Annotated in this window: 22 protein-coding genes; 16 read left to right on the forward strand and 6 right to left on the reverse strand. The window is 68.6% G+C overall.

Annotation, left to right across the window (positions count from 1 at the left end; genetic code table 11):
- Nucleotides 1–248 precede the first annotated feature (248 nt).
- Complete coding sequence (locus IHE47_RS07665; protein ID WP_192105303.1) at nt 249–2,243, reverse strand: bifunctional 2',3'-cyclic-nucleotide 2'-phosphodiesterase/3'-nucleotidase; 1,995 nt, start codon at nt 2,241–2,243, stop codon at nt 249–251.
- A gap of 161 nt (nt 2,244–2,404) precedes the next feature.
- Between IHE47_RS07665 and IHE47_RS07670 the strand changes: the two genes are divergently transcribed.
- The gene (locus IHE47_RS07670; protein WP_192105304.1) at nt 2,405–4,633 is read left to right on the forward strand and encodes an NADP-dependent isocitrate dehydrogenase; all 2,229 of its coding nucleotides are present in this window, start codon (nt 2,405–2,407) and stop codon (nt 4,631–4,633) included.
- Nucleotides 4,634–4,722: 89 nt separating this feature from the next.
- On the opposite strand, the gene IHE47_RS07675 is transcribed toward IHE47_RS07670, so the two are convergent.
- On the reverse strand, nt 4,723–6,213 hold the full coding sequence (locus IHE47_RS07675; protein ID WP_192105305.1) for a hypothetical protein: 1,491 nt from the start codon (nt 6,211–6,213) through the stop codon (nt 4,723–4,725).
- A gap of 188 nt (nt 6,214–6,401) precedes the next feature.
- On the opposite strand from IHE47_RS07675, the gene IHE47_RS07680 reads away from it, so the two are divergent.
- The 3 genes from IHE47_RS07680 (at nt 6,402) to IHE47_RS07690 (ending at nt 9,764) form a co-directional block, all read left to right on the forward strand.
- Nucleotides 6,402–7,421, forward strand: a complete 1,020-nt coding sequence (locus IHE47_RS07680; protein WP_192105306.1) for a TraB/GumN family protein — start codon at nt 6,402–6,404, stop codon at nt 7,419–7,421.
- 122 nt (nt 7,422–7,543) lie between these two features.
- Nucleotides 7,544–8,638 carry a TraB/GumN family protein gene (locus tag IHE47_RS07685; RefSeq protein WP_192105307.1) on the forward strand — a complete coding sequence of 365 codons (1,095 nt, stop codon included), beginning with the start codon at nt 7,544–7,546 and terminating at the stop codon, nt 8,636–8,638.
- Nucleotides 8,639–8,750: 112 nt separating this feature from the next.
- A complete protein-coding gene (locus IHE47_RS07690) occupies nt 8,751–9,764 on the forward strand; it encodes a TraB/GumN family protein (RefSeq protein WP_192105308.1) in 1,014 nt (337 codons plus the stop codon).
- A 400-nt stretch (nt 9,765–10,164) separates the two neighbouring features.
- Here the strand turns inward: IHE47_RS07690 and IHE47_RS07695 are convergent, their stop codons facing one another.
- Both IHE47_RS07695 and IHE47_RS07700 read right to left on the reverse strand, forming a co-directional pair.
- Complete coding sequence (locus IHE47_RS07695) at nt 10,165–11,112, reverse strand: aldo/keto reductase (RefSeq protein WP_192105309.1); 948 nt, start codon at nt 11,110–11,112, stop codon at nt 10,165–10,167.
- 148 nt (nt 11,113–11,260) lie between these two features.
- The gene (locus IHE47_RS07700) at nt 11,261–11,470 is read right to left on the reverse strand and encodes a hypothetical protein (RefSeq protein ID WP_192105310.1); all 210 of its coding nucleotides are present in this window, start codon (nt 11,468–11,470) and stop codon (nt 11,261–11,263) included.
- Between the two features lie 103 nt (nt 11,471–11,573).
- Here IHE47_RS07700 and IHE47_RS07705 point away from each other — a divergent pair, with 103 nt between their 5' ends.
- The 4 genes from IHE47_RS07705 to IHE47_RS07720 all read left to right on the forward strand — a co-directional run bounded on the left by IHE47_RS07705 (nt 11,574) and on the right by IHE47_RS07720 (nt 14,920).
- Nucleotides 11,574–12,494, forward strand: a complete 921-nt coding sequence (locus tag IHE47_RS07705; RefSeq protein ID WP_192105311.1) for a LysR substrate-binding domain-containing protein — start codon at nt 11,574–11,576, stop codon at nt 12,492–12,494.
- Nucleotides 12,495–12,585: 91 nt separating this feature from the next.
- Nucleotides 12,586–13,248 carry an NYN domain-containing protein gene (locus tag IHE47_RS07710; RefSeq protein WP_192105312.1) on the forward strand — a complete coding sequence of 221 codons (663 nt, stop codon included), beginning with the start codon at nt 12,586–12,588 and terminating at the stop codon, nt 13,246–13,248.
- A 320-nt stretch (nt 13,249–13,568) separates the two neighbouring features.
- Nucleotides 13,569–14,363, forward strand: coding sequence for a methyltransferase (locus tag IHE47_RS07715; protein WP_225561707.1), 795 nt, complete (start codon nt 13,569–13,571; stop codon nt 14,361–14,363).
- A gap of 23 nt (nt 14,364–14,386) precedes the next feature.
- A complete protein-coding gene (locus IHE47_RS07720) occupies nt 14,387–14,920 on the forward strand; it encodes a pseudouridine synthase (protein ID WP_192105314.1) in 534 nt (177 codons plus the stop codon).
- Nucleotides 14,921–15,098: 178 nt separating this feature from the next.
- Here the strand turns inward: IHE47_RS07720 and IHE47_RS07725 are convergent, their stop codons facing one another.
- On the reverse strand, nt 15,099–15,791 hold the full coding sequence (locus tag IHE47_RS07725; RefSeq protein WP_192105315.1) for a helix-turn-helix transcriptional regulator: 693 nt from the start codon (nt 15,789–15,791) through the stop codon (nt 15,099–15,101).
- A gap of 87 nt (nt 15,792–15,878) precedes the next feature.
- On the opposite strand from IHE47_RS07725, the gene IHE47_RS07730 reads away from it, so the two are divergent.
- Nucleotides 15,879–16,505: a flavin reductase family protein gene (locus tag IHE47_RS07730; protein WP_192105316.1), complete on the forward strand. Its 627-nt coding sequence runs from the start codon at nt 15,879–15,881 to the stop codon at nt 16,503–16,505.
- 134 nt (nt 16,506–16,639) lie between these two features.
- Here the strand turns inward: IHE47_RS07730 and IHE47_RS07735 are convergent, their stop codons facing one another.
- Nucleotides 16,640–17,440: a TatD family hydrolase gene (locus IHE47_RS07735; RefSeq protein WP_192105317.1), complete on the reverse strand. Its 801-nt coding sequence runs from the start codon at nt 17,438–17,440 to the stop codon at nt 16,640–16,642.
- Between the two features lie 197 nt (nt 17,441–17,637).
- On the opposite strand from IHE47_RS07735, the gene gspE reads away from it, so the two are divergent.
- The 7 genes from gspE to IHE47_RS07770 all read left to right on the forward strand — a co-directional run bounded on the left by gspE (nt 17,638) and on the right by IHE47_RS07770 (nt 23,831).
- Nucleotides 17,638–19,371, forward strand: coding sequence for a type II secretion system ATPase GspE (gspE, locus tag IHE47_RS07740; protein WP_192105318.1), 1,734 nt, complete (start codon nt 17,638–17,640; stop codon nt 19,369–19,371).
- Between the two features lie 132 nt (nt 19,372–19,503).
- The gene (gene gspF, locus IHE47_RS07745) at nt 19,504–20,721 is read left to right on the forward strand and encodes a type II secretion system inner membrane protein GspF (protein ID WP_192105319.1); all 1,218 of its coding nucleotides are present in this window, start codon (nt 19,504–19,506) and stop codon (nt 20,719–20,721) included.
- Between the two features lie 162 nt (nt 20,722–20,883).
- A complete protein-coding gene (gene gspG, locus IHE47_RS07750; RefSeq protein WP_192105320.1) occupies nt 20,884–21,282 on the forward strand; it encodes a type II secretion system major pseudopilin GspG in 399 nt (132 codons plus the stop codon).
- A gap of 83 nt (nt 21,283–21,365) precedes the next feature.
- Nucleotides 21,366–21,815, forward strand: a complete 450-nt coding sequence (locus IHE47_RS07755; RefSeq protein ID WP_343227461.1) for a GspH/FimT family pseudopilin — start codon at nt 21,366–21,368, stop codon at nt 21,813–21,815.
- A 116-nt stretch (nt 21,816–21,931) separates the two neighbouring features.
- A complete protein-coding gene (locus tag IHE47_RS07760; protein WP_343227462.1) occupies nt 21,932–22,309 on the forward strand; it encodes a type II secretion system protein in 378 nt (125 codons plus the stop codon).
- The gene (locus IHE47_RS07765; protein WP_192105323.1) at nt 22,306–22,974 is read left to right on the forward strand and encodes a prepilin-type N-terminal cleavage/methylation domain-containing protein; all 669 of its coding nucleotides are present in this window, start codon (nt 22,306–22,308) and stop codon (nt 22,972–22,974) included. The genes IHE47_RS07760 and IHE47_RS07765 overlap by 4 nt, the downstream gene beginning before the upstream one ends.
- Entirely contained in the window at nt 22,971–23,831 is an 861-nt protein-coding gene (locus IHE47_RS07770; protein ID WP_192105324.1) for a type II secretion system protein GspK, read from the forward strand. The genes IHE47_RS07765 and IHE47_RS07770 overlap by 4 nt, the downstream gene beginning before the upstream one ends.
- Nucleotides 23,832–23,850: the final 19 nt, after the last annotated feature.

Consider the following 23,850-nt stretch of genomic DNA (forward strand, 5'->3'; position numbering starts at 1 on the left):
GCCAGGAGACGTCCGCGTCAGTGGAAAAGCATAACTGCTGTCATGCCTGCACGAGGCGGATGGTCCGCTTCAGGCGCCTGTCCGATGCCGCCTCGTAATTCCCCCACAAGCTCTCCAAGCCGGGCAAGGTGCCTTTCGGTTCCGATCCTTGGACCGATCGGCCAGGCCGCCGGCACGGCCATGGCCGATCGGCCTGGGTGGCCGGCTTCATCGATGTGCCCATGCGTGCCGGCGGGACGGGCAGGGCGTCAGCGCGACAGGTCGATGGCGTAGATGGCCGTGCCGTCGCCGTTGTCCTTGACCTGGCGGATACCCTCGATGCCGTCCGCCCGCGCCACGTCCTGCCTGTCGGCGGCCGAGCCGAAAGTGACCGGGCCGGCTGTCTTCAGCGGTGCGAAGCGCCACGAGCCGGCGGGCAGGTCGTGCGCGGTGATCTCGCGGTGCTGCGCCAGCCAGCGCGCCACGATCTCGCGCGTGCCGTCTGGCGCGGCCAGCACGATGCTGCTGCCGTCCAGTCCGGGGAAGTGCCCGCCGCCGCTGGCGCGGTAGTTGTTGGTCACCACGATGAAGGGCTGGCCGGGCTGGACCGGCTTGCCGTCGAAAGTGAGCGAGGTGATGCGCTGGCCTTCCGGTTTGGACACGTCGATCACGTACTGGATGCCGCCCTGGATCTGGTCGAAATTGAAGCCGGGGTAGCGGGTGTTGATGAGCGGCTGCACGTCGGTCTTCGCGGGGTCGATGCGGTTGAAGCGTTCGGCGGACTGCTCCAGCCACGCCTTCACGCCGGCGCCGTCGGTCTTCACCGCGGCAAGCGTATTCGGGTAGAAGTAGAGGTCCGCCGCGCTGCGCAGGGTGAGCGGGCCGGGCGCCACGTCGGTGTAGTCGTCCGGGCCGCCGAAACCGGTGCGGAACGCGGCGGCGGCGGAAAGCACCGGCACGTCCGCGAGTTCCGGATGCAGGCGCGGCAGCTCCGTGCGCACGTAGTCGCGCTGCGCGGCGTTGACCACGGCCAGCGCGCTCATGTCGCCCTCGTCGGCGAAGTAGCTGGAAAGACGCACGTCGCTGTGGCCGATCGGCGTGTTCACGTAGGCCACCGCGGCCTGCTGCGCCTGCGCCACCAGCGGCGCGATGGCGGGATCGGCCGCCACGCAACTGGCGTTGTCGCCGGCCTTGGCGCAGATCGGTCGCACCTCGCTGTGCGTCTTGTCCTTGTCGATGCTCCAGCGGCCGCCCTGGTAATCCAGCGCCAGCGCGACCACGCCCAGGTCCTTGCCGAAGAAGCCGCCCATCACCGCCGGCTTGCCGCGCACGAAGCCGTGCACGTCGTCCACGTCCTGCATGTGCGCGAAGTGCGGGCCGGGGAATTCGGTGTGCGAGTGGCCGAGCAGCAGCACGTCGATGCCGGGCACGCCGGCGAGGTGCCAGCCGGCGTTTTCCGTCGCCGGCGTGTACGGCGCGGTGTCGAGGCCGCCGTGCACCAGCGCCACCACCAGGTCGGGATGCTGCGCCTCGATCTGCGGCAGGTATTTCTTCGCTGCCTCCACCACGCCGTCCACCGTGACCTTGCCCTCGAGGTTGCGCTTGTCCCACTCCATGATCGGCGGCGGCGTGAAGCCGATGATCGCCACGCGCAGCGGCACGCTTTCGGTCTTGCCGCCAGGCAGCGTCACGGCGATGTCCTTGGTCAGCATCGTCCACGGCTGGAAGATAGTCTTGCCGTCGCGCGCGCTGTCCACGTTGGCCAGCACCAGCGGGAAATGCGGGCCGTCGCAACGTGCGCGCGTGCCGCCGTCCACGTCCATCGGCTTGCCGGTGACCTGCGAGAGGAAACCCAGCCCGTAGTTGAATTCGTGGTTGCCGATGGTGCCGCCGTCGTAGCCCACCGCGTCCATCGCGCGGTAGACCGCCAGTTCCTGGTTGCAGGCCATCTTCTGCACCTGCGCCTGCCAGTCGGCCAGCACCGTGCCCTGGATGGTGTCGCCGCTGTCGAACAGGAAGTGGTTCGGGAACTGCTTGCGCGCCTCGGCGATCAGCGTGGCCGTGCGCTCGAAACCCAGCGTCGGATCGGCCTTCTGCTTGTAGTAGTCGTAGCCGAGGACGTTGGAGTGGATGTCGGTGGTTTCCAGGATCGCCACCGTGGCGCGCGTGCCGTCGGGCAGGGTGGTGGCCTGCAGCGGTTGCAGGGCGCCGGCGGCGAACAGGGCGGTGGCGAGCAGGGTGGGCGTGGCGCGGCGTGGGGACATGGCGGGATCGAGCAGTTGCATGGACCCGCCAAGCTAGCAGATCGATATGACGGGCGCGCCCCCGCGTCGGCATCACGCGTGCTTTGCCGCCCGCGCGGGAAATCGCGACAATGCCGCGTTAGCTCGCGCCATTCCCCTTGCCGCCAGAGAGTCCGCCGACCATGTCCGACACGCCCAAGATCATCTACACCCTCACCGACGAAGCGCCGTACCTCGCCACCGCGTCGCTGCTGCCCATCGTCGAGGCGTTCACCGCCACCGCGGGCATCGCGGTGGAGACGCGCGACATCTCGCTGGCCGGGCGCATCCTGGCGCAGTTCCCGGACCGCCTGCAGGACGGGCAGAAGATCGGCGACCATCTCGCCGAGCTGGGCAAGCTCGCCACCACGCCGGACGCGAACATCATCAAGCTGCCGAACATCAGTGCCTCGGTGCCGCAGCTGAAGGCCGCGATCAAGGAGCTGCAGGCGCAGGGCTATGCGCTGCCGGATTACCCGGACACGCCCGCCAACGACGCCGAGAAGGACGCCAAGGCGCGCTACGACAAGGTGAAGGGCAGCGCGGTGAACCCGGTGCTGCGCGAAGGCAATTCCGACCGCCGCGCGCCGCTCTCGGTGAAGAACTACGCGCGCAAGCATCCGCACAAGATGGGCGCGTGGAGCAAGGATTCGCAGACCCACGTGTCGCACATGGACGGCGGCGATTTCTACGGCAGCGAGCAGTCCGTGGTGGTGGACGCGCCGGCCGCGGTGAAGATCGAGTGGTTCGGCAAGGACGGCTCCAGCAAGGTGCTGAAGGAGAAGGTCGCGCTGAAGGCCGGCGAGATCCTCGATGCGTCGGTGATGAGCCGCAAGGCGCTGGCCGCGTTCATCGACGCGCAGATCGCCGACGCCAAGGCGCAGGGCGTGCTGTTCTCGGTGCACCTCAAGGCCACCATGATGAAGGTCTCCGACCCGATCATGTTCGGCGTGGTGGTGGACGAGTTCTACAAGGACGTGATCGCGAAGCATGCCGACGTGCTGAAGCAGGCCGGCTTCGACGCCAACAACGGCATCGGAGATTTGTACGCGCGCCTCGGCAGCCTGCCGGCGGAGACGCAGGCGGCGATCAAGGCCGACATCGCGGCCGAATACGCGCAGCGCCCGGCGCTGGCGATGGTGAATTCCGACAAGGGCATCACCAACCTGCACGTGCCCAGCGACGTCATCATCGACGCCTCGATGCCGGCGATGATCCGCGACTCGGGCAAGATGTGGAATGCCGAAGGCAAGCAGCAGGACTGCAAGGCGATCATCCCCGACCGCAGCTACGCGGGCGTGTACGCGGCCACCATCGCCGACTGCAAGGCGCACGGTGCGTTCGATCCGGCGACCATGGGCAGCGTGCCCAACGTGGGCCTGATGGCGCAGGCCGCCGAGGAATACGGCTCGCACGACAAGACCTTCCAGATCGCCGCCGACGGCGTGGTGAAGGTGACCGACGAGGCCGGCAAGGTGCTGCTGGAACAGCCGGTGGAAGCCGGTGACATCTGGCGCGCCTGCCAGACCAAGGACGCGCCGGTGCAGGACTGGGTGAAGCTGGCGGTGAGCCGCGCGCGCCTGTCGAACACCCCGGCGGTGTTCTGGCTCGATCCGCAGCGCGCGCACGACCGCGAGATCATCAGGAAGGTGGAGCGCTACCTCAAGGACCACGACACCAGCGGCCTCGACATCCGCATCCTCGATCCGGTGGCGGCGACCAAGTTCTCGCTGGAGCGCATCCGCCAGGGCCAGGACACCATCTCGGTCACCGGCAACGTGCTGCGCGACTACCTCACCGACCTGTTCCCGATCATGGAGCTGGGCACCAGCGCCAAGATGCTTTCCATCGTGCCGCTGATGGCCGGCGGCGGCCTGTTCGAGACCGGCGCCGGCGGCTCCGCGCCCAAGCACGTGCAGCAGTTCCTCGAGGAGGACTACCTGCGCTGGGATTCGCTGGGCGAGTTCCTGGCCCTGCAGGCCTCGCTGGAGTTCGTGGGCGACAAGACCGGCGACGCGCGCGTGAAGGTGCTGGCGAAGACGCTGGACGAAGCCAACGGCAAGATCCTCGACAACAACAAGTCGCCCGCCCGCAAGGTCGGCGAGCTGGACAACCGCGGCAGCCACTACTACCTCGCGCTGTACTGGGCGCAGGCCCTCGCCGCGCAGGATGACGATGCCGGCCTCAAGGCGAAGTTCGTGCCGCTGGCCAAGGCGCTGGCCGACAACGAGGCCACCATCGTCGGCGAGTTGAACGGCGCCCAGGGCAAGCCCGTCGACATTCAGGGCTACTACCACCCCGACATGACGCGAGTGAGCAAGGCCATGCGCCCCAGCGCCACGTTCAATGCGGCGCTGGACGGGTTGAAGTGAGGCTTGCCAGTCGATGATGTGATGCAAAACGGGGCGCTTTGCGCCCCGTTTTGTTTTATGGGTAGAACACATGCGTCGTGTGCATTGATTTACCACGACATGATTTGTTTTGCCAGGCCGGGTGTCGGCTCAACCTTGAACTGGTAGGGCTGAAAGCTGCAAACGTGTTGCGATCCAGTAGGAGTCAGTTCGACAACACCCGTCAGCCCCTTGTTGGATGTATTGCCATCGTTGAGCGGCTCGGCATACGTGACGAAATAGATGTGGCCGGCATAGGTAATGAGTCTGCCGCCACTAGGAGACGTCAGGGTGGCTCCATTCAGTTGGCTGACTCCGGTGATGGCTTTGATCAACTGTTTGTTCGCATTGTCAGTCAGGTCGGCGACACCATGTGCATTCAAGATGACTGGGAATGTGGCGTCATCGGTGCTGCCGCATCCCCCGCCAGAGTCGTAGTGGAACCTCATTAGCCCGACATCGAGCGGCTTTCCTTCGTTGCGCAGATCAGCCTGTGATGTGCCGGACAGTTCAAATGTACCTATTTCTTCTTTCGGCAGAAGCGCAGTCTTATTGGCTGCCGCTTGCACGGGAATGGCCGTTGTTTGGTTGGCAACAACCGCGTGGCATATCGGATTGGCGCTGCCTGATAGGTCACGCGGCCTCGGTGTGTAGATTTGGGTTGCAGTGCAAAGGGTATTTCGCTGTCCGTCCTTGCTCAAGGATTCAAGGGAAAATGTCCCTTCGTTGCCAGAGCCATATTCGACCTGCAAAACGAGAGGATGCCCAAGCACCTGCACGAGTCTTTGACCATCGGCAAATGTGTTATCGGCGGTGGTTCGAGTTACCAAGCCGGAAAGATCGTCGGGCCAGATTTGCAAGTAATCGGATGGACAAGAGCCACCATCTTCAATGGGAAAAACTTTCATCGCGTGGCCGTCAATCTTGATTCGCGCTAAGCCATCGATATTGCCATCGTCGCCATTGGCAGCTTGGGAAATCTTGTCTTGCATGCCATCGGGTGTTGCTGCCAAAGGTAGGTACGGCAAGTTGGAAAAACCGCTTCCATCACGATTGATGATGTTGGCTGCCGCTGCGCAAACCTGCGCCACCGTATCCGACGGACGTGCATGCGGCGCTCCCGTGGCATGAAGCCGTGCCTTTTCTACCCAACCCGCAGAAATCAGCTTGGAGCCTTGGTAGCGGACATAGGCGTAGTTATCGCATGTGGCAATCACCTCCACGGTGTTCCCCGTGAGCAAGTACATGTCGGGTGACGGCGGAGCCTCGAATCTCGGGTCGTAATAAGGATAGGCGTCGTACAGAGACAGGTGTTCGCCGGAAGAACCGGCCACTTGTGCAGAGGTGCTTGTGCTTGCTTGCAATAGTGTCGTATCGGTGGCGCATGAAGGTGCGTCTGCCTGACATGCCATCGAACACAAACTGCCGGTCAGCAGTAGCAGAAGCAAAAGCACGATCCGTTGCATGATGGTGGCTCCCGGTCCAGTTGCGACAGGTTCAAGTTGCAGTACAGCCAGAATGACACGCCCAATCAAGTACCGTTGCTGCGTTTCGACGAACATCGCGCACTTGGCGTGGTCACGACGCCGATGATGGAATCTGCGGTGTACTGTCTTCTACCGGGAACGGGCAATGAGGATGGACCAGACTCGCCCCTGGCCATGCCGTCGTACCTTGCGCCCGCCATGCAGGTACGGTGCTCGCAACACCCGTCAGGAGCCTTGGAGATTCCAGAGATGAAGTGGAGCGCATGATCAGGGCGTCCTGGCTGCCGTTGCTTTGTGCCCTTGCCGGGCCGGTGCATGCGCAGGCAGCCGCCACGCCAGCACATGCGTCCACGGCCGCCGTCACGCTGGACCCGGTCACGGTCACCGGCGTGCAGCCCGGTCCAGGCCTGTGGAAGGTGAGCAGGGGCGGGCACGTGCTGTGGGTGCTTGGCACGCTGACGCCGCTGCCCGGGCACATGCAGTGGCGCTCGGCGCAGGTGGAGCGCGTGCTGGCGCAATCGCAGGAACTGCTCGACGTGCCGACGGCCACCCTCAAGCTGGATACCAGCGCCGCAGGCAAGCTGCTGCTGTTGCCTTCCGCGTACGGTGCGCGCTGGAACCCCGACGATGCCACCTTGCAGCAGTTGCTGCCGCCGGAGGCCTATGCGCGCTGGCAGGCGCTGCGGAGCCGGTATGGCGTGGGCGGCTGGGGCAGCGCGCATTGGCGTCCGGTCGTGGCCGCGCTCGAGCTCTACAAGGCGCTGTTGGCGCGCGACGGACTGACCGATTCGGACGACGTGGCACATGCCGTCGAGAAGCTGGCCAGGCGGCACGGCGTGAAACGCATGCCGGTCGAATACCAGGTGGTGGTCGCGCATCCGCACGACGCGGACGAGACCATGCGCGAAACCCGATCGCAGGACATCGCCTGCCTGCGGCAGACCATGGACGCCGCGGCGCGCGACACGGACATGCTGGCGACGCGCGCCAACGCCTGGTCCGCCGGCGACGTCGCCACCCTGCGCAGCACCGCAAGGGAGGCTGGCGGCGAGGCCTGCGTGGTCGCGGCGATGAACGCCGACTTCGCGTGGCAACTGGGCATGCGCGACCTCCCCGCGCGGATCGACGCCGCCTGGCTCGATGCCGCACGGCAGGCGTTGATGCGCAATGCGGCCACCTTCGCCCTGCTGCCCATGGACAGACTGCTGTCGCCCGATGGCCCGCTGGCGCAACTCGAGGCGCTGGGTTACGCCGTGCAGCCGCCCGACGGAGCCGACCCGTAGGGCCCGTTCAAGCGACGTTGCCTCCTTTTGCAGGAACATCGCCGATTCGCTGCGGTCGCAGCACCGACGCCGGGCCCGGCAAAGCGCCCGGGAACCTGCTTTCGCCGATAAGGATGAACCCGATGCGCCCGTGGATCATGCTGCTTGGCTTTGCGTTGGCCGCGCCGGCCGCATTCGGTGCGCAGGCGCAGGTGCCGCCATCCGCAGGCACCACGGCCACGCCACCGGTGCCCGCCGAGGTGCCCTTGCTGGCGCCGGTGGTGGTCAGTGGCGTGGTGTCGGGGCCGGGCCTGTGGAAGGTGAGCAGGGACGGCCACGTGCTGTGGGTGCTGGGCACACTGTCGCCGCTGCCGGGCAACATGCAGTGGGAATCGCACGAGGTGGAGCAGGTGCTCGCACAGTCGAAGCAGGTGCTGCTGCAGCCCAAGATCGAGTTGAAGGCGGACGTCGGCTTCTTCGGCAAGCTGTTCCTGCTGCCCAGTGCCTACGGTGCGCGCAAGAACCCCGACGGCAAATCGCTGGACCAGGTGATGGACGCGTCCACCTACGCGCGCTGGCTGGTGCTGAAGCGGAAGTACATCGGCAACGACGGCGGCATCGAGCGCTGGCGCCCGCTGTTCGCGGCGGAGGAGCTGTACAACAAGGCGCTGAAGGGGAACGGCCTGAATCGCGATGGCGGCGTGCCGGGCAAGGTGGCCGCGCTGGCGAAGCAGGACGGCGTGGTGGAGACGCCGGTGCGCTACCGCGTGGAGATCCGGCACCCGCGCGACGCGATCAAGGCCTTCAAGGCCGCGGCGCCCAGCGACATGGAGTGTTTCGACCGCACGCTGGACGCCATCGAGCACGACCTGCCGGCGATGACCGCGCGCGCCAACGCCTGGGCCACCGGCGACCTGGAAGCCTTGCGCGCGCTGCCCGACAGCCACCGCCACGACACCTGCGTCGCCGCGGTCACCGGCGCCGGCTTCGCGCGGCAGTTCGGCATGGCCGACATTCCCGCGCAACTGGAGGCGGCATGGCTGGCCGCCGCGCGCGACGCGCTGGCGAAGAACGACACCAGTTTCGCCATGCTGCCGATGGACGAGCTGCTGTCGCCCGATGGTTACCTGGCCCGGCTCAAGGCGCAGGGCTACGCGGTGGAGGCGCCGCTGGGGCTGGATGATGCACCGGCGGCGGGCGGCAGTGTCGCGGCGCCCGTTTCGGCCGCTGCCCATTGAGGCGGCGGGATCGGCCGGGCATCCTGTCGCGACCGAACTTCGCCGGCACACGCCGGTCCGTGCGGAGTCCTGCCGCGATCGGCGCGGCCGGGATGGATCAAGGGAGTGAGCGATGCGCATCGGCTGCTGGATGATGGCTGTGCTGGGCCTGGCGACCCTGCCGGTGTTCGCGCAGGTGGCGCCCGCACCGGCCGCCACGACGGCGAAGGACCTGCCTGCCGTGGTAGTGAGCGGCGAGTTGCCGGGGCCGGGCCTGTGGAAGGTCAGCAAGGGCGACCACGTGCTGTGGATACTCGGCACGCTCGCGCCGCTGCCGAAGAAGATGCAGTGGCAGTCGCGCCAGGTGGGCGACACCGAACTGGAGGCGCAGGCGGTGCTGCTGCCGCCCGGCATCGAGGTGAACGCCAAAGTGGGTTTCTTCGGTTCCCTGCTGCTGTTGCCGCGGCTGGTCGGCATCCGCAACAACCCCGACGGCCGCAAGCTCGTGGACGTGCTGCCGCCGCCCGTGTATGCGCGCTGGCTGGGGCTGAAGGCGCGCTACCTCGGCCATGACGGCGGCGTGGAGAAATACCGCCCGATGTTCGCCGCGATCAAGCTCTACGAGGCGGCGGTGAAGGAGGCCGGCCTCAGCGACGACGACATCGCGGGGAAGCTGGTGCGCAAGCTGGCCAAGGCGCACGACATCCCGCTGGTCGACACCAGCTACAAGTTCACCCTGGCCGATCCGAAGGCGGCGCTCACCGAGTTCCGCCACGGCGGCATGGACGACACCGCCTGCTTCGAGCAGACGCTGGACCGTGTCGAACACGGCGTGCCGCAGATGCAGGCGCAGGCCAATGCCTGGGCCACCGGCGACATCGACGCGCTGGCGCGCATGCCGCGCGACCATGCCGACCGCAGCTGCGCCGATGCGTTCGACGGCGCCGACTTCGCCCGCCAGCAGGGCCTGCAGGACCTCCCGGAAAAGGTGGCGCAAAGCTGGATGGACGCCGCCGGCAAGGCGCTGGCGCAGCACGGCAGCAGCCTGGCCCTGCTGCCGATGGAGGACCTGCTGGCGGCGGACGGCTACCTGGCCAGGCTCAAGGCGCAGGGCTACACGGTGGAATCGCCCGACGAGCAGGACTAGGAGCCCGAACGGCTTCTGCCGCCCAGACTCCTCGCGACCCATGGCGGTGGGCGCCCCTCAGGGCGCCGCCGCGGCCGTCAGTTCCTGCCGCAGCAACGCCAGCGTCAGCACCGAGGGCAGCACCTTGCCGTGCCGACATTGGCGAACACCACGTGGAGCGGCACGCCGGGCGAGCGGACCTCCTGCCTGCGCACATGGGACTCGAGGCGGACGACGTGCCCCACGTCGTCCGCGTCCTGTGCGGTCACGCCACTGCGCAGGACGACGACGCGCAACATGGCCGATAGCCCATCCAGGGGTTGTTGCCTCGCACCCGGGGCGTTCAGCCCAGTAGACGTGCCAGCGGGCGAATCCGGACATTCCCGGATTTCCCTGCGCCTGCCAGCATCCGGCCGGCGCGTCAGGCCGCGCTGGCGCGATCCAGCGCGGCGATCTCGTCGGCAGCCAGGGTGAGCTGCAGCGCTCCCAGCAACTCCTGCAATTGCGGCACGCTGGTGGCGCTGGCGATCGGCGCCGTGACGGACGGACGGGCGACCAGCCAGGCCAGCGCCACCTGCGCCGGCGTGGCGCCGTGCGCGGCGGCCACCGCGTCCAGCGCGGCGAGCACGCCCAGGCCGTGCGGGTTGAGGAAGCGCTTCGCCGCACCGCCGCGCGCGATGCTCTTGGCGAGGTCGTCCGCGCTGCGGTACTTGCCGGAGAGGAAGCCGCTGGCCAGCGCGTAGTAGCAGACCACGCCCAGGCCCTCCTCGCGCACCAGCGGTTCGAGTTCCGCCTCGTAGCCGGCGCGCGCGACCAGGTTGTATTCCGGCTGCAGGCACTCGTAGCGCGGCAGGCCGTGCTGCTGCGCCAGCGCCAGCGCGTCGGCGACGCGGTCGGCCTTGAAGTTGGAGGCGCCGATCGCGCGCACCTTGCCCTGTTCGATCAGGCGGCCGAATTCGCCCAGCGTCTCGTGCATCGGCACGCTGGCGTCGTCCTCGTGCGCGAAGTAGAGGTCGATGCGGTCGGTCTGCAGGCGCTTGAGCGAGCCCTCCACCGCGGCATGGATGTTCATCGGCGACAGGCCGGGGTGCTCGGCCCATTTCGCCACCTTGGTGGCGATCAGCACCTTGTCGCGCTTGCCGCTCTTTTTCAGCCACTTGCCGATGATGGTTTCCGACTCGCCGCCGGCATTGCCCGGCACCCAGGCCGAATAGACGTCGGCGGTGTCGACCAGGTTGCCGCCACCGTCGACGAAGGCGTCGAGCAGTTCGAACGAGCGCGCCTCGTCGGCGCTCCAGCCGAACACGTTGCCGCCGAACACCAGCGGGGCGATGGAAAGCGGCGAGCGGCCGAGCGGACGGGTTTGCATGAGGGGCTCCGGTGGCGGGGAGCGCCGGGATGCCAGTGGCCACGCATGCACCCGCATGCGCGGCCCATCCCGACGGGGGGGCTCCGTCGATGATGGGCGCGCGCGGGCAGTCGATCAAGGCGGGGCGGTGCGCCTCACGGCGAGTTGATCAGGGCGAGTTGATCAGGAACAGGTAGCGTGCGCCGCCGACCACGCCGCGCCACGAGCTGCGCCGTGCGGCGGCCTCCGGTGCGGTCAGTTGCCTGGCCGCGTCGCGCAGGGGCAGCGTGCGCTGGTCGTCGCGGTCCAGCTGGCGGACGAGTTCGGGGGAATGCACATGGCCGTGCTGCAGCAGCAGGCCGAGGAAGGGCGAGCGCATGGTGAATTCCTTGCAAGTGGGGACGGGGACGGATGCAAGGTAAGCCGTGGCACGACGGCGAAAAAGCGATATCTTCGCAAGCCTGCCTTGAAGGAAATTCAAGATGACGCGACTCTCGCTGGACCTGCTGCAGCAGTTCGTGCTGGTCGCCCGCAGCGGCAAGCTGTCGCGTGCCGCCGAGCAGGCGCACCTCACGGTGAGCGCGCTCAGCCACCAGATGCGCCAGCTGGAGGAACGGCTGGACCGGCGCCTGCTCGAACGCGGCCCACGCGGCGTGACGCTGACCGCGGAAGGCTGCAGCCTGCTTGAAGCGGTGGGTGACCATTTCGACGGCATCGAGCACGCGCTGTCGCGCTATCGCGAGCGTCGCCACGACGCGCTCACGCTCAGCGCCAGCGCCGGCATCATCTCCAGCTGGCTGGTGCCGCGGCTGCCCCGCCTGGTGGCGGAGCATCCAGAGCTGGAACTCAACCTGCAATCGAGTTCGGCGCTGGTGCAGTTCGATCGCGAGCCGGTGGATGCCGCCGTGCGCTACGGCCGTGGCGACTGGCCGGGCCTGCAGAGTGAACGTCTGTTCGGCGAATGGGTCGCGCCGGTCGCGGCGCCTGCCCTGCTGGCGCGGATGGGCGATGCCGACCCGCACGACCTCGCGCAGTGGCCGCTGCTGGGCGAGCCCGATCCGCCGAATCGCTGGCGCAGCTGGTTCGCGCACTTCGGCGGCGCGCCGCCGCGCCGCTACGTGGCGCACTTCGACAACCTCGAAGCGTTGCGGCACGCGGCGCTGGAAGGGCTGGGCGTGGCGATGGGGCGCATGGTCATGTCCAAGTCGCTGATCGACGCCGGTCGGCTGGTCGTGCTGGGCGAGCGCTACCTGCCGGTGACCGATGCCTACTGGCTGGTATACCCGCCGCGCTCGCAGGAACACCGCGGTCTGCAGACCTTCCGCGCCTGGTTGTTGGCCGAGGCGGACGATTACTGCCGAAGGCTGCCGATGAAGGCGCCTGCGGGTGCCATGGAGGATTGACGCGCCCCGTATCGCGTAAAATCGCCGCCGCCGGCCGCTATGGGCCGGTGTGTCGCCATCCCGTCCAATGCAGCATCCATGAGGATTTCCTATGCAACGCACCGCCATCCTGGTCGACGGCGCCTACTTCCTTGCCCGCTACCGCAAGGTCTGGGGCGAGCGCGATGCCGGCGACGCCCGCACCGTGGCCAAGACCCTGTTCGGCATGGCGCTGGAACACCTGAAGGCGCTGGATCGCCCGCGCGAATCGCTGTACCGCATCTTCTTCTACGACTGCCCGCCGCTGGAAAAGAACTTCGTGCGCCCGGTGAGCGGCGACACCGTGGACTTCGGCCGCAGCGGCGCCGCCGCGTTCCGCCGCGAGCTGCATGACCAGTTGCGCCGCCAGCGCAAGATGGCGCTGCGGCTGGGCCGGCTCGCCGAGCGCGGCGAATGGAAGCTCAAGTACCAGGCCCTGCAGCAACTGCGCGACGGCGGCCTGCGCTGGGACGACGTCGGCGACGAGCACTTCGAGCCGGAGATGCGCCAGACCCAGGTGGACATGAAGATCGGCATCGACATCGCCGCGCTGGCCTACAAGCGGCTGGTGGACCAGATCGTGCTGGTGGCGGGCGACGCGGATTTCATCCCCGCCGCGAAACTCGCGCGCCGCGAAGGCATCGACTTCATCCTGGACCCGATGTGGCAGGGCATCGCGCCGGACCTGCACGAGCACATCGACGGCCTGCAGTCGGTGTGCCCGCGGCCGTTCTGAACCGGCAGGGCATCCCGAATAACCGCCTTTTGCTCGTCATTCCCGCGAGGCGCTTTTCAACAGCCGAAGGCTGGTCAAGCGGGAGTCCATTTCGACTTTGCGGAACATCCACCTGGATGACCAGCCTTCGGCTGTTGTGAAGCACCTCCCGCTTTTGCGGGAACGACGTCAGTGGGAGTTTTTGAGGCTCCCGACAAGGCCGTCGCTGATTCTGCGCGCGTCATCGCGCATACTCGATGGACCACTTCCATCATCAGGAGCCGTCCATGAAACACCCACTGATCTTCGGGGCCGGCGCAGCACTGCTGCTGACCGTGGGCATGGCGGCCAGCGCGATCGGCCAGGCGCAACAGGCAAAGCCCATGCCGTCGGGCAGCACCAGCCAGCTCGACACCGTCATCGCCGGCAGCTGGCGCGAGCCGGCCAACCGCGCGCGCGACGTCTATCGCCATCCCAAGGCCACCCTGCAATTCTTCGGCATCGAATCGGACCAGACGGTGGTCGAAATCAACCCGTCCGCCGGCTGGTACAGCGAGCTGCTTGCACCGCTGCTGCGCGACAACGGCCACTACATCGCCGCCGAGCCCGCACCATCGGGCGGCGGCGAGGCGAAGCGTGACGACAGCAAGCTGCACAAGAAATTCGCCGCCGACCCGATCGAGTACGGCAAGGCGAAAGTGATCGGCTACGACCCGAAGGCGCCGGTGTTCGGTGCGCCGGGTTCGGCCGATGCGGTGCTGACCTTCCGCAACGTGCACAACTGGGCGGAAGCCGGCACCGCGCCGGCCATGTTCAAGGCGTTCTTCGCCGTGCTCCGGTCGGGCGGCACGCTTGGCGTGGTCGACCATCGCGCCGCGCCGGGCGCCAAGCTGGACGCGGTGAAAGCCAGCGGCTACCTGCCCACCGACTACGTGATCAAGCTCGCCACCGACGCCGGCTTCAAGCTGGTCGGCCAGAGCGAGATCAATGCGAACCCGAAGGACGACAGGGATCATCCCAAGGGCGTGTGGACCCTGCCGCCCACGCTGGCGCTGGGCGACCAGGACCGGGCGAAGTACCTGGCCATCGGCGAGTCGGACCGCATGACGCTGCGCTTCGTGAAGCCTGCGCACTGAGCCGGGGCGCGCATGCAACCGCCATGCTGATCGCGCTCAACAAGCCGTACGGCGTGTTGTGCCAGTTCACCAGCGACGACGGCCGGCCCACGCTGGCCGACTACGTGCGGCAGAAGGGCGTCTACGCCGCGGGCCGGCTGGACCACGACAGCGAGGGCCTGCTGCTGCTCACCGACGACGGCCGGTTGCAACACCGGCTGGCCGATCCGCGCCACAAGCAGCCCAAGACCTACCTGGTGCAGGTGGACGGTGCGATCGACGACAAGGCCATCGCGGCCCTGCGTCGCGGCGTGGTGCTGAACGACGGCCCCACCTTGCCCGCGCCGGCCGAGCACGCCGACGAGCCGGAGTGGCTGTGGCCGCGCGATCCGCCGGTGCGCTTCCGCAAGGCCATCCCCACCAGCTGGCTCACCATCACCCTGCGCGAAGGACGCAACCGCCAGGTGCGCCGCATGACCGCGGCGGTGGGTTTCCCCACGTTGCGGCTGATCCGCGTGCGCATCGGCGGGCATGGCCTCGACGGCCTCCTGCCGGGCGAGTGGCGGCGACTCGACTGAGCGTCGCCGGCCTTGCCGCCCGCCATCTCTCCCGCAGTGGCGTGGGCCGGCAAGGACGTAGCGACCCGGGTGCCGGCAGGCAACCGGAATCGTCCTGTCGCCTGCGAAGCGCGGGACGTCCGCGCTGCAGGTTGAAAAGGGGCGGCGGAAATTCCGGGCAGGCCCAGTTAAAGCCCGCTCAATCGTCGAGGACGATGCCGAGCCGACGCAGCCCGCTGCGCCCGGGCGGTGTCAGCAGCAGCGCGCGCGAACCGTCATGGCGCCGCAGCCAGTCGCGTCGCACCAGTTGCTCGGTAACCGCCACACCCAGCGCGCCACCGAGGTGGAAGCGGCGCTCGGTCCAGTCCAGGCAGCCGCGGCCCGCCAGCACCTGCCCGGCGGTTCCGTGCGGCAGCAGGCCCGCCGCCTGCAGTGCCTCGGCACCGGTGGTGCTGAGCCGCACTGCCTGTTCGCCCAGTTCGATCCAGGCCTGCCGGCGCAACCCCTCGTAGAACGCCACGCCCAGCCGCCCGGCGAGATGGCGGTAGCAGGTGCGCGCGAAAGCCAGCGGCCGCGTGTCGACCGCCGGCTCCGGCGCGCACGCATGCGGCACGCGCAACAGGGGAAGCGCTTCGAGCACCTGCGCCACGTGGTCGCTGGCCACGCGGAAATAGCGATGCCGCCCCTGCTCCAGCACCTGCAGCAGGCCGCCTTCGAGCAAGCGGCCCAGGTGCGCACTGGCAGTGCTGGGCGCGATGCCGGCCATGCGCGCCAGTTCACCGGCGGGCCGCGCCCGTCCATCCACCAGGGCCAGCAGGATCGCCGCGCGCGACGGATCGGCGAGCAGGCTGCCGATCTCGGCAAGCTGGTAGCGGGTGGGGGCGGCGTGCATGATGGATGCATGCTAGCGCGCCATCGCCGGCGACACTTCGCCGGCCGCCGAAACATGGCAGGGGCCGCTGCCGCGACGATGGCAGCCATGCCGACGCCCATCCCCATCCGCGCCATCCAGCCGCGCATCCTCTATTTCGGCACGCCGGTGCTGCTGATCGCCACGCGCAACGAGGACGGCAGCGCCAACCTGACGCCGATGTCCTCGGCCTGGGCGTTGGCCGACCGCGTCGTGCTGGGCCTGGCCGAAGGCGGCCAGGGCCTGGCCAACCTGCGGCGCGAGCGCGAGTGCACGCTCAACGTGGCGGGGCCGGAACAATGGCGCGCGGTGGAGGCGCTGGCGCCGACCACCGGCCGCGACCCGGTGCCGGACTGGAAGGCCGGCTATCGCCACGTGGCCGACAAGTTCGCCTTGGCCGGGTTGACGCCCTTGCCTTCGGAACGGGTGGCGCCGCCGCGCGTGGCGGAATGCCCGTTGCAGATGGAAGCACGCGTGGTGGCGTGGCACGCGCGTTCCGTCGATGGCTGGAAAGCCGACGCCGGCGGCTTCGTCACGCTGGAGACGGAAGTGCTGCGGGTGCACGCGCACGAGGAGATGGTCCTCGATGGCGGCAACCACATCGACCCGCAGCGTTTCCGCCCCCTGCTGTACGTGTTCCGCCACTACGTCGGCGGCGGGCCGACGCTGGGGCGCACCTTCAAGGCCGAGGTGTAGCCCGGCCACGAACGGGCACGCGAGTCCACGCGGTGCCCGGAGCACACCCTGTGCGCGAATGCCCTGATGCCTCGATCAGAGCCAAGAGCATTCGCGCACAGGGTGCGCTCCGGCGGAAAATCTTGAACAGGCACTCAGGCCGCGGCGGCGTCCAGCCCGAAGAAGCGGCAGGCGGTGGCGGTGGTCAGCGCCGCGGTCTGCCCGGCGCTCTCGCCGCGGTCGCGCGCGACCTCCGCGCAGATGTGCTGCAGGTACATCGGTTCGTTGCGGCGGTGGCTGGGCTGCGGGCGCACGGTGCGCGGCAGCAGGTAGGGCGCGTCGGTTTCCAGCATGAGGCGGTCGGCGGGGATCTCGCGCACCAGTTCGCGCAGGTGGGTGCCGCGGCGTTCGTCGCAGATCCAGCCGGTGATGCCGATGTGGCAGTCCAGCGCGAGGTAGTCGCGCAACGCTTCGCGGGTGTCGGTGAAGCAGTGCACTACCGCGGCCGGTACCTTGTCGCGCCAGCGCCGGAGCAGGGCGACGAAATCCCCGTGCGCGTCGCGCTGGTGCAGGAACAGCGGCTTGCCGAGGTCCGCCGCGATCGCCAGCTGGCGTTCGAACGCGTGCAGTTGCACGTCGCGCGGCGAGTAGTTGCGGTTGTAGTCCAGGCCGGCCTCGCCCACCGCGCGCACCGCAGGATCTTGCGCGAGCTCGCGCAGCCGCGCGTCGCTGGCGTCGTCGTAGTCGACCGCGTGGTGCGGGTGCACGCCGGCCGTGGCCCACAGCACGCCGGGATGCGCGTGCGCAAGCGCCAGGGCGTGCTCGCTGCCTTCGCGCGAGGCGCCGGTGACGATCATTCTTGCCACGCCATGTTCTTGCGCGCGCCGCAGCACGGCATCGAAGTCGTGGCGGAAGGATTCGTGGCCGAGGTTGGCGCCGATGTCGACGAGCTGCATGGGGAACCCGGTGAAAAACCGCATTGTCACAGACTGGCGCGGGGCGGCAAACCGGCGTGCGTCGCGGACTTGCGGCGCCATGCTCGCCAGCCGCTCCGCCGATGTGTTACCTATGTGCGTTCGTCGTGCGGCTTCGGGGGAGGGGCACGGTCGAAGACATCTACTTGGCGGTCGCGATGCGCGGACGGGGTGACGTTATGTCGGCAGTAGTGCAGCCGGCGCGGGACGAGGGAGCGGCGACGGTGGACGAGCGCGAGGCGGCGGTGTGCGCCCTGCTGGTCGCGCGCGGCCGCCTGAAGGATGGCGACCTGGTGCGGGCCCGGCGGCTGCACGAGGAGGCCAGCGAAGGCACGCTCACCGCATTGCTGGCGCGGCTGGGCCTGGTCAACGAACGCGAGCTGGCCGAGGCATGGAGCGAGCTGCTCGCCGTGCCGCTGCTGTCCGCCCGCGATGCGCCCGAGCTGGCGCCGCCGGACCTCGAACTCTCGCTGCGCTTCCTCAAGCAGCAGCACGTGGTGCCGGTGGCCGACGGCGGGCACGGGCTGGCGCTGGTGGTGGCCGATCCCGCCGACCCGTATCCGCTGCAGGCGGTGACGCTGGCGGCCGGCCGGCCGGTGGCGCTGCGCATCGGCCTGCGCTCGGAAATCGACGACCTGATCGAGCGCTATTACGGCAGCGGCCGCTCCGCGATGGGCACCATCGTGGAGAACATCGACGGCGGCGCCGCGGAAGTGGACGACGTGGAACACCTGCGCGACCTCGCCAGCGAGGCGCCGGTGATCCGCCTGGTCAACCTGATCCTGCAGCGCGCCGTCGAGCAGCGCGCCTCCGACGTGCACATCGAGCCGTTCGAGAACCGGCTCAAGGTGCGCTACCGCATCGACGGCGTGCTGCACGAAGTGGAGGCGCCGCCGGCCAGTTCGACCGCGGCGGTGATCTCGCGCGTGAAGATCATGGCCAAGCTCAACATCGCCGAGCGCCGCCTGCCGCAGGACGGCCGCATCCAGCTGCGCGTGCAGGGCAAGGAGCTGGACCTGCGCGTGTCCACCGTGCCGACCAGCTTCGGCGAGTCGGTGGTGATGCGCATCCTCGACCGCGAGTCGGTGGTGTTCGACTTCTCCACGCTGGGTTTCACCGACAGCTTCCAGTCGCGCTTCGTCGAGGTGCTGGAACGGCCGCACGGCATCCTGCTGGTCACCGGCCCCACCGGCTCGGGCAAGACCACCACGCTGTACACCGCGCTGTCGAAGATCAACACGCCGGACGTGAAGATCATCACCGTGGAGGACCCGGTCGAATACCAGATCGAGGGCATCAACCAGATCCAGGCCAAGCCGCAGATCGGGCTGGACTTCGCCGCGGCGCTGCGCTCCATCGTGCGCCAGGACCCGGACGTGATCATGATCGGCGAGATGCGCGACCTGGAGACCTGCCGCATCGCGATCCAGTCCGCGCTCACCGGCCACCTGGTGCTGTCCACGCTGCACACCAACAGCGCGTCCGGCGGCATCACCCGGTTGCTCGACATGGGCGTGGAGGACTACCTGCTCGGCTCCACCGTCAACGGCATCCTCGCGCAGCGCCTGGTGCGCCGGCTCGATCCGGCGACCGCGGTGCCCTACGAACCGTCGCCGGAGGTGATCCGCCAGTTCGAGCTGGAGAAATACGCGGACGGCAAGCCGATCCGGCTGTGGCGGCCCGGCTCCAGTGCGGCCAATCCCAGCGGCTACCGTGGTCGCCAGGCGATCATGGAATTCCTGGTGATGAGCGAGCCGCTGCGCCGCCTGGTGATGCAGAAGGCCGACGCCGGCGAGATCGAGAAGCAGGCGCGGGCCGAAGGCATGCGCACCATGTACGAGGACGGCATCGCCAAGTCCCTCGCCGGCGTCACCACGCTGGAGGAGGTGCTGCGTGTCACGCAGGAGGGCTGAGATTCGGGATGCGGGATTCGGGATTCGGCAAAGCGCATTCTCGCGAGCCCCTGGCTTTTGCGTATCCCGAATCCCGTATCCCGGCTCTCAACAGACGAATGTCTGGTCATCCCGGCTTGCGGAGCAAGCCCCATGAGCCAGTTCAGTTACAAGGCCATCAGCGACACCGGCGAAATGCTGCAGGGGCAGATGGAAGCGTCCAGCCTCGACGAGGTGGTGGCGCGACTGCAGGACCAGGGCCACACGCCACTGGAGGCGCGGCCCGCCGACGCGATGGGCGGCGGCTCCGGTTTCGCGGCGCTGTTCAGGCGCGGTCCGTTCAACGGCGACCAGCTCGCGCAGTTCACCCACCAGCTGGCGACCCTGCTCGGCGCGGGCCAGCCGCTGGACCGCGCGCTGGGCATCCTGCTCGACCTGCCCGAGGGCGAGCGCGCGCAGAAGCTGATCGAGCGCGTGCGCGACCGCGTGCGCGGCGGCATGCCGCTGTCGCAGGCGCTGGACGAGGAACACGGCGTGTTCCCCAGGCTCTACATCGCGCTGGTGCGCGCGGGCGAGGCGGGCGGTTCGCTGGAAGAGACGCTGCGCCGCCTGGCCGATTACCTGGAACGCTCGCAGGCCCTGCGCGGCAGCATCGTCAACTCGCTGATCTACCCGGCCTTCCTGCTGGTTGGCGTCTTGGGTTCGCTGGTGCTGCTGCTGGCCTACGTGGTGCCGCAGTTCGTGCCGATCTTCGAGGACATGCAGGTGCCGCTGCCGTGGATCACCAAGGCGGTGCTGGCGCTGGGGCAGACCTTGCAGTCGTGGTGGTGGCTGATCGCGCTGCTGCTGGCCGGCGGCGTGTCATACCTGCGCGTGCGCCTGCGCGATCCGGCCGCGCGGCTGGCCTGGGATGCGCGCCTGCTGCGCATGCGCGTGGCCGGCCCGCTGCTGCTCAAGGTGCAGACCGCGCGCATCGCGCGCACGCTGGGCACGCTGCTGAAGAACGGCGTGCCGCTGCTGGGCGCGCTGGCCATCGCGCGCCAGGTCGCCGCCAACCGCGCGCTGGACGCGGCGCTGGCGCAGGCGCACGAGCAGGTGAAGGAAGGCTCCGGCCTGGGCTTCGCGCTGGGTCAGTCGAAGCTGTTCCCGCGGCTCGCGCTGCAGATGGTGCAGGTGGGCGAGGAGGCCGGCGAGCTGGACACCATGCTGCTCAAGGTGGCCGACACCTTCGAGCTGGAAAGCCGTCGTTCCATCGATCGCCTGCTCGCCGCCCTGGTGCCCGCGCTCACCGTGGTGATGACCGTACTGGTGGGCCTGATCATGGCGGCGATCCTGCTGCCGCTGCTCAGCCTCACCAGCAATATCCAATGAAACGTGGAGAGTGTGATGACGTTGATGCAGAGAAAGGAACGGGGAATGGGGAACGGGGAACGTGATGGCGGGTTGCGCCCCGTATCCGCACGCTTCGGCCTGTTGCCCATGAAGAAGGCGGTCAATGCATCGCCGCGAGTGCTTCCCCGTTCCCCGCGCGTCATGCGTGCCAGCGGCTTCACCCTGCTGGAAATGCTCGCGGTGATCGTGCTGATCGCCATCGTCGGAACGATGGTGGGGAGTCAAGTCATCAAGAACCTGGACAAGGGCAAGTACGGCGCGGGCAAGGCGCAGCTCACCACGCTCGGCCAGAAGGTGGAGAACTACGCGCTGGACAACGGCACGCCGCCGCAGCAACTGGAAGACCTGGTCAGCAAGCCCGCGAATGCGCCGAACTGGCAGGGGCCCTACGCGAAGGATTCCGAACTGAAGGATCCGTGGGGCCACGCCTTCGGCTACAAGTATCCCGGCGAACACGGCAATTTCGACCTGATCTTCTACGGCCGCGACGGCAAGCCCGGCGGCGACGGCTACGACAAGGACGTGGGCAATTGGCAGTGAAGCCGGGATTCGGGATACGGGATTCGGGATTTGGCAGAGCGCATTGTCGCGAGCTTGCGGCTTTTGCGAATCCCGTATCCCGAATCCCGAATCCCGGCCGGCGCCATGGCGCCGGCTTCACCCTGCTGGAAATGCTGGTGGTGATCCTGCTGGTCGGCATCGCCGCGGCGGCAGTGTCGGTGTCGGTGACGCAGGGCCTGAAGAGCGCGCGCATCAACGCGGCCAGCGGCGAGATCGCCGCCGCGCTGCGCGCCACCCGCGCGCAGGCCATCGTGCAGGGCAAGCAGCAATACTTCGACGTGGACATCCGCAACGACACCTACAGCGACGCGAAGCGCAAGGACGTGCGCCTGCCCGCGGGCCTCAAGCTCTCCATCACCAGCGCGCTGGAAGACCGTCCGAACGACTACACCGGGCGCATCCGCTTCTTCCCCGACGGCAGCTCCACCGGCGGCCACATCATCCTGACCAGCGGCAGCCGCCAGTGGCGCATCAACGTGTCGTGGCTCACCGGGCAGGTGGCGGTGCGATGAGGGCCGGGATTCGGGATTCGGGATTCGGGATTCGGCAGAGCGCGCCGCCGCGAGCTTGCGGCTCTTGCGAATCCCGTATCCCGAATCCCGAATCCCGGCAAAAAGGTTTCTCCCTGCTGGAAGTCATCGCCGCGATGCTGCTGCTGGCGATCGCCTTCGCGGCCCTGATGCAGGTGGCGGGCGGCGCGATCCGGCTTTCGCGCAACGCGGCGGCGCACGACGAGGCGGCGCTGCATGCGCGCAGCCTGCTGGACAGCGCCTTCATCACCGAGCCGCTGGCGCCGGGCAGCAGCAACGGTCGTTTCGACGACGGCTACCGCTGGACGCTGGACGTGACGCCATGGCAGGCGCCCGGCGCGTCGCCCGGCGGCCCCCTGCAGTTGTACCGGCTGGACCTGGCGGTGCAATGGGGCAGCACCACGCATCCGCAGGTCGCGCACTTCGCCACGCTGCGCCTCGGCCGGCCGCAGGCGCCGCCGGGCGGTGCGCCATGAGGCGGCAGGACGGTTTCACCCTGCTGGAGGTGCTGGGCGCGCTGGCCCTGCTGGCCCTGCTGCTGGTGGCGGTGTACGGCGGCGTGCGCAGCGCGATCCACGCCGTGCATTCGGGCGGCGCGGCGATCAACCGCATCGACGAGATCGCCTCGGCGCAGCGTTTCCTGCGCAGCGAACTGTCGCAGGCATTGGCGCAGCCCATCGAGCACAACGACCATGGCCAGCCGGTCTACTTCAGCGGCAGCGAACACGAGATGCGCTACGTCGCGCCGCTGCCCGGCTACCTCGGCAAGCTGGGGCCGCAGCTGCAGGTCCTGAAACTGGTGGATGGCGACCAGGGCGGGCAGCGGCTGGAACTGCAGCTGTCGCTGCTGCCGCCGGACGGCCAGCCGCCGAAGCCGCTGGGCGATCCGCAGGTGCTGCTGGACCACATCGTGAAGGGCGGCTTCGACTATCGCGGCCGCGACGCGCAGAACCAGCCGTTGCCGTGGAGCAGCGACTGGGCCGACGGCACGCGCATGCCGCAGCTGGTACGCATCCGCCTGCAGGCGCAGGGCGGTTACGACTGGCCCGAGTTGAGCGTGCCGCTGCGCGTCGATGCCGCCGCGGCCGGCGGGCACGTCGGCCTGTTGCCGGGCAGCATTCCCTACGGTGGCGCGCGATGAAGCGGCCTGCCGGCCAACGCGGGGTGGCCCTGTTGCTGGTGCTGTGGGCCTGCACCCTGCTGGCGATCCTGCTCGGCGGTTACGCCATGCTCGCGCGCACCGCGGCGTTGCAGACGCGCTACCAGTTCGCGCAGGCGCGCGCGCACTACGCCGCCGAGGCGGGCGTGATGCGCGCGCTGCTCGCCCTGCAGGACCCCGACCCCAGGCGGCGCTGGCTGGCCGACGGCCGCAGCTATCCGTTTCCGTTCGATGGCGCCACGGTGCAGGTGTCGGTGATCGACGAAGGCGGCAAGGTCGATCTCAATGCCGCCTCGCCCGAGGTGCTGCAGGCGCTGTTCGGCGCCGTGGGACTGGATGCGGTGGCCGCCGGCAAGCTTGCCGCCAACGTGGTGGAGTGGCGCAGCTTCGTCACCGATGCGGGGCAGGCGGACGCCGCGAACGCGGCCTACGCCGCCGCGGGGCGCGACTATGGCCCGCGCCACGGCCCGTTCGCCACCCTGCAGGAACTGCAGCTGGTGCTGGGCATGACGCCCGCGCTGTACCAGCAACTGGAACCGCTCGTCACGATCTGGTCCGGTCGCGCCATCCCCGACCCGAACACCGCGCCGCCACTGGTGCTGGCCGCGATTCCCGGGCTGCTCCCGCAGCAACTGCAGGCCCTGCTGGCCGCACGGCAGCAAAACGGCGGTGCCGGCACGTCGCCCATCGGCGGCGGGATCACGCATAGTATCCGTTCGCAGGCCGAGCTGGCCGACGGCACGCGCGCGGTGATCCGCGCCACGATCCGTCTGCAGCCGGGCTGGATGGGGTCGCAGCCGTACACCGTGCTGCGCTGGCAGGAGGGCGACGGGGAATGAGTGCTGCAACGACATCGCT

It is taken from the genome of Rhodanobacter sp. DHB23 (genome assembly GCF_014842975.1).
GTDB lineage: Bacteria > Pseudomonadota > Gammaproteobacteria > Xanthomonadales > Rhodanobacteraceae > Rhodanobacter_A.

Excerpts from the sequence above, each read along its gene's own strand:
- IHE47_RS07665 (WP_192105303.1), bottom strand. The coding sequence starts at position 2,243 with ATGTCCCCACGCCGCGCCACGCCCACCCTGCTCGCCACCGCCCTGTTC.
- IHE47_RS07670 (WP_192105304.1), top strand. The coding sequence starts at position 2,405 with ATGTCCGACACGCCCAAGATCATCTACACCCTCACCGACGAAGCGCCG.
- IHE47_RS07675 (WP_192105305.1), bottom strand. The coding sequence starts at position 6,213 with ATGTTCGTCGAAACGCAGCAACGGTACTTGATTGGGCGTGTCATTCTG.
- IHE47_RS07680 (WP_192105306.1), top strand. The coding sequence starts at position 6,402 with ATGATCAGGGCGTCCTGGCTGCCGTTGCTTTGTGCCCTTGCCGGGCCG.
- IHE47_RS07685 (WP_192105307.1), top strand. The coding sequence starts at position 7,544 with ATGCGCCCGTGGATCATGCTGCTTGGCTTTGCGTTGGCCGCGCCGGCC.
- IHE47_RS07690 (WP_192105308.1), top strand. The coding sequence starts at position 8,751 with ATGCGCATCGGCTGCTGGATGATGGCTGTGCTGGGCCTGGCGACCCTG.
- IHE47_RS07695 (WP_192105309.1), bottom strand. The coding sequence starts at position 11,112 with ATGCAAACCCGTCCGCTCGGCCGCTCGCCGCTTTCCATCGCCCCGCTG.
- IHE47_RS07700 (WP_192105310.1), bottom strand. The coding sequence starts at position 11,470 with ATGCGCTCGCCCTTCCTCGGCCTGCTGCTGCAGCACGGCCATGTGCAT.
- IHE47_RS07705 (WP_192105311.1), top strand. The coding sequence starts at position 11,574 with ATGACGCGACTCTCGCTGGACCTGCTGCAGCAGTTCGTGCTGGTCGCC.
- IHE47_RS07710 (WP_192105312.1), top strand. The coding sequence starts at position 12,586 with ATGCAACGCACCGCCATCCTGGTCGACGGCGCCTACTTCCTTGCCCGC.
- IHE47_RS07715 (WP_225561707.1), top strand. The coding sequence starts at position 13,569 with ATGGCGGCCAGCGCGATCGGCCAGGCGCAACAGGCAAAGCCCATGCCG.
- IHE47_RS07720 (WP_192105314.1), top strand. The coding sequence starts at position 14,387 with ATGCTGATCGCGCTCAACAAGCCGTACGGCGTGTTGTGCCAGTTCACC.
- IHE47_RS07725 (WP_192105315.1), bottom strand. The coding sequence starts at position 15,791 with ATGCACGCCGCCCCCACCCGCTACCAGCTTGCCGAGATCGGCAGCCTG.
- IHE47_RS07730 (WP_192105316.1), top strand. The coding sequence starts at position 15,879 with ATGCCGACGCCCATCCCCATCCGCGCCATCCAGCCGCGCATCCTCTAT.
- IHE47_RS07735 (WP_192105317.1), bottom strand. The coding sequence starts at position 17,440 with ATGCAGCTCGTCGACATCGGCGCCAACCTCGGCCACGAATCCTTCCGC.
- gspE (WP_192105318.1), top strand. The coding sequence starts at position 17,638 with ATGTCGGCAGTAGTGCAGCCGGCGCGGGACGAGGGAGCGGCGACGGTG.
- gspF (WP_192105319.1), top strand. The coding sequence starts at position 19,504 with ATGAGCCAGTTCAGTTACAAGGCCATCAGCGACACCGGCGAAATGCTG.
- gspG (WP_192105320.1), top strand. The coding sequence starts at position 20,884 with ATGCGTGCCAGCGGCTTCACCCTGCTGGAAATGCTCGCGGTGATCGTG.
- IHE47_RS07765 (WP_192105323.1), top strand. The coding sequence starts at position 22,306 with ATGAGGCGGCAGGACGGTTTCACCCTGCTGGAGGTGCTGGGCGCGCTG.
- IHE47_RS07770 (WP_192105324.1), top strand. The coding sequence starts at position 22,971 with ATGAAGCGGCCTGCCGGCCAACGCGGGGTGGCCCTGTTGCTGGTGCTG.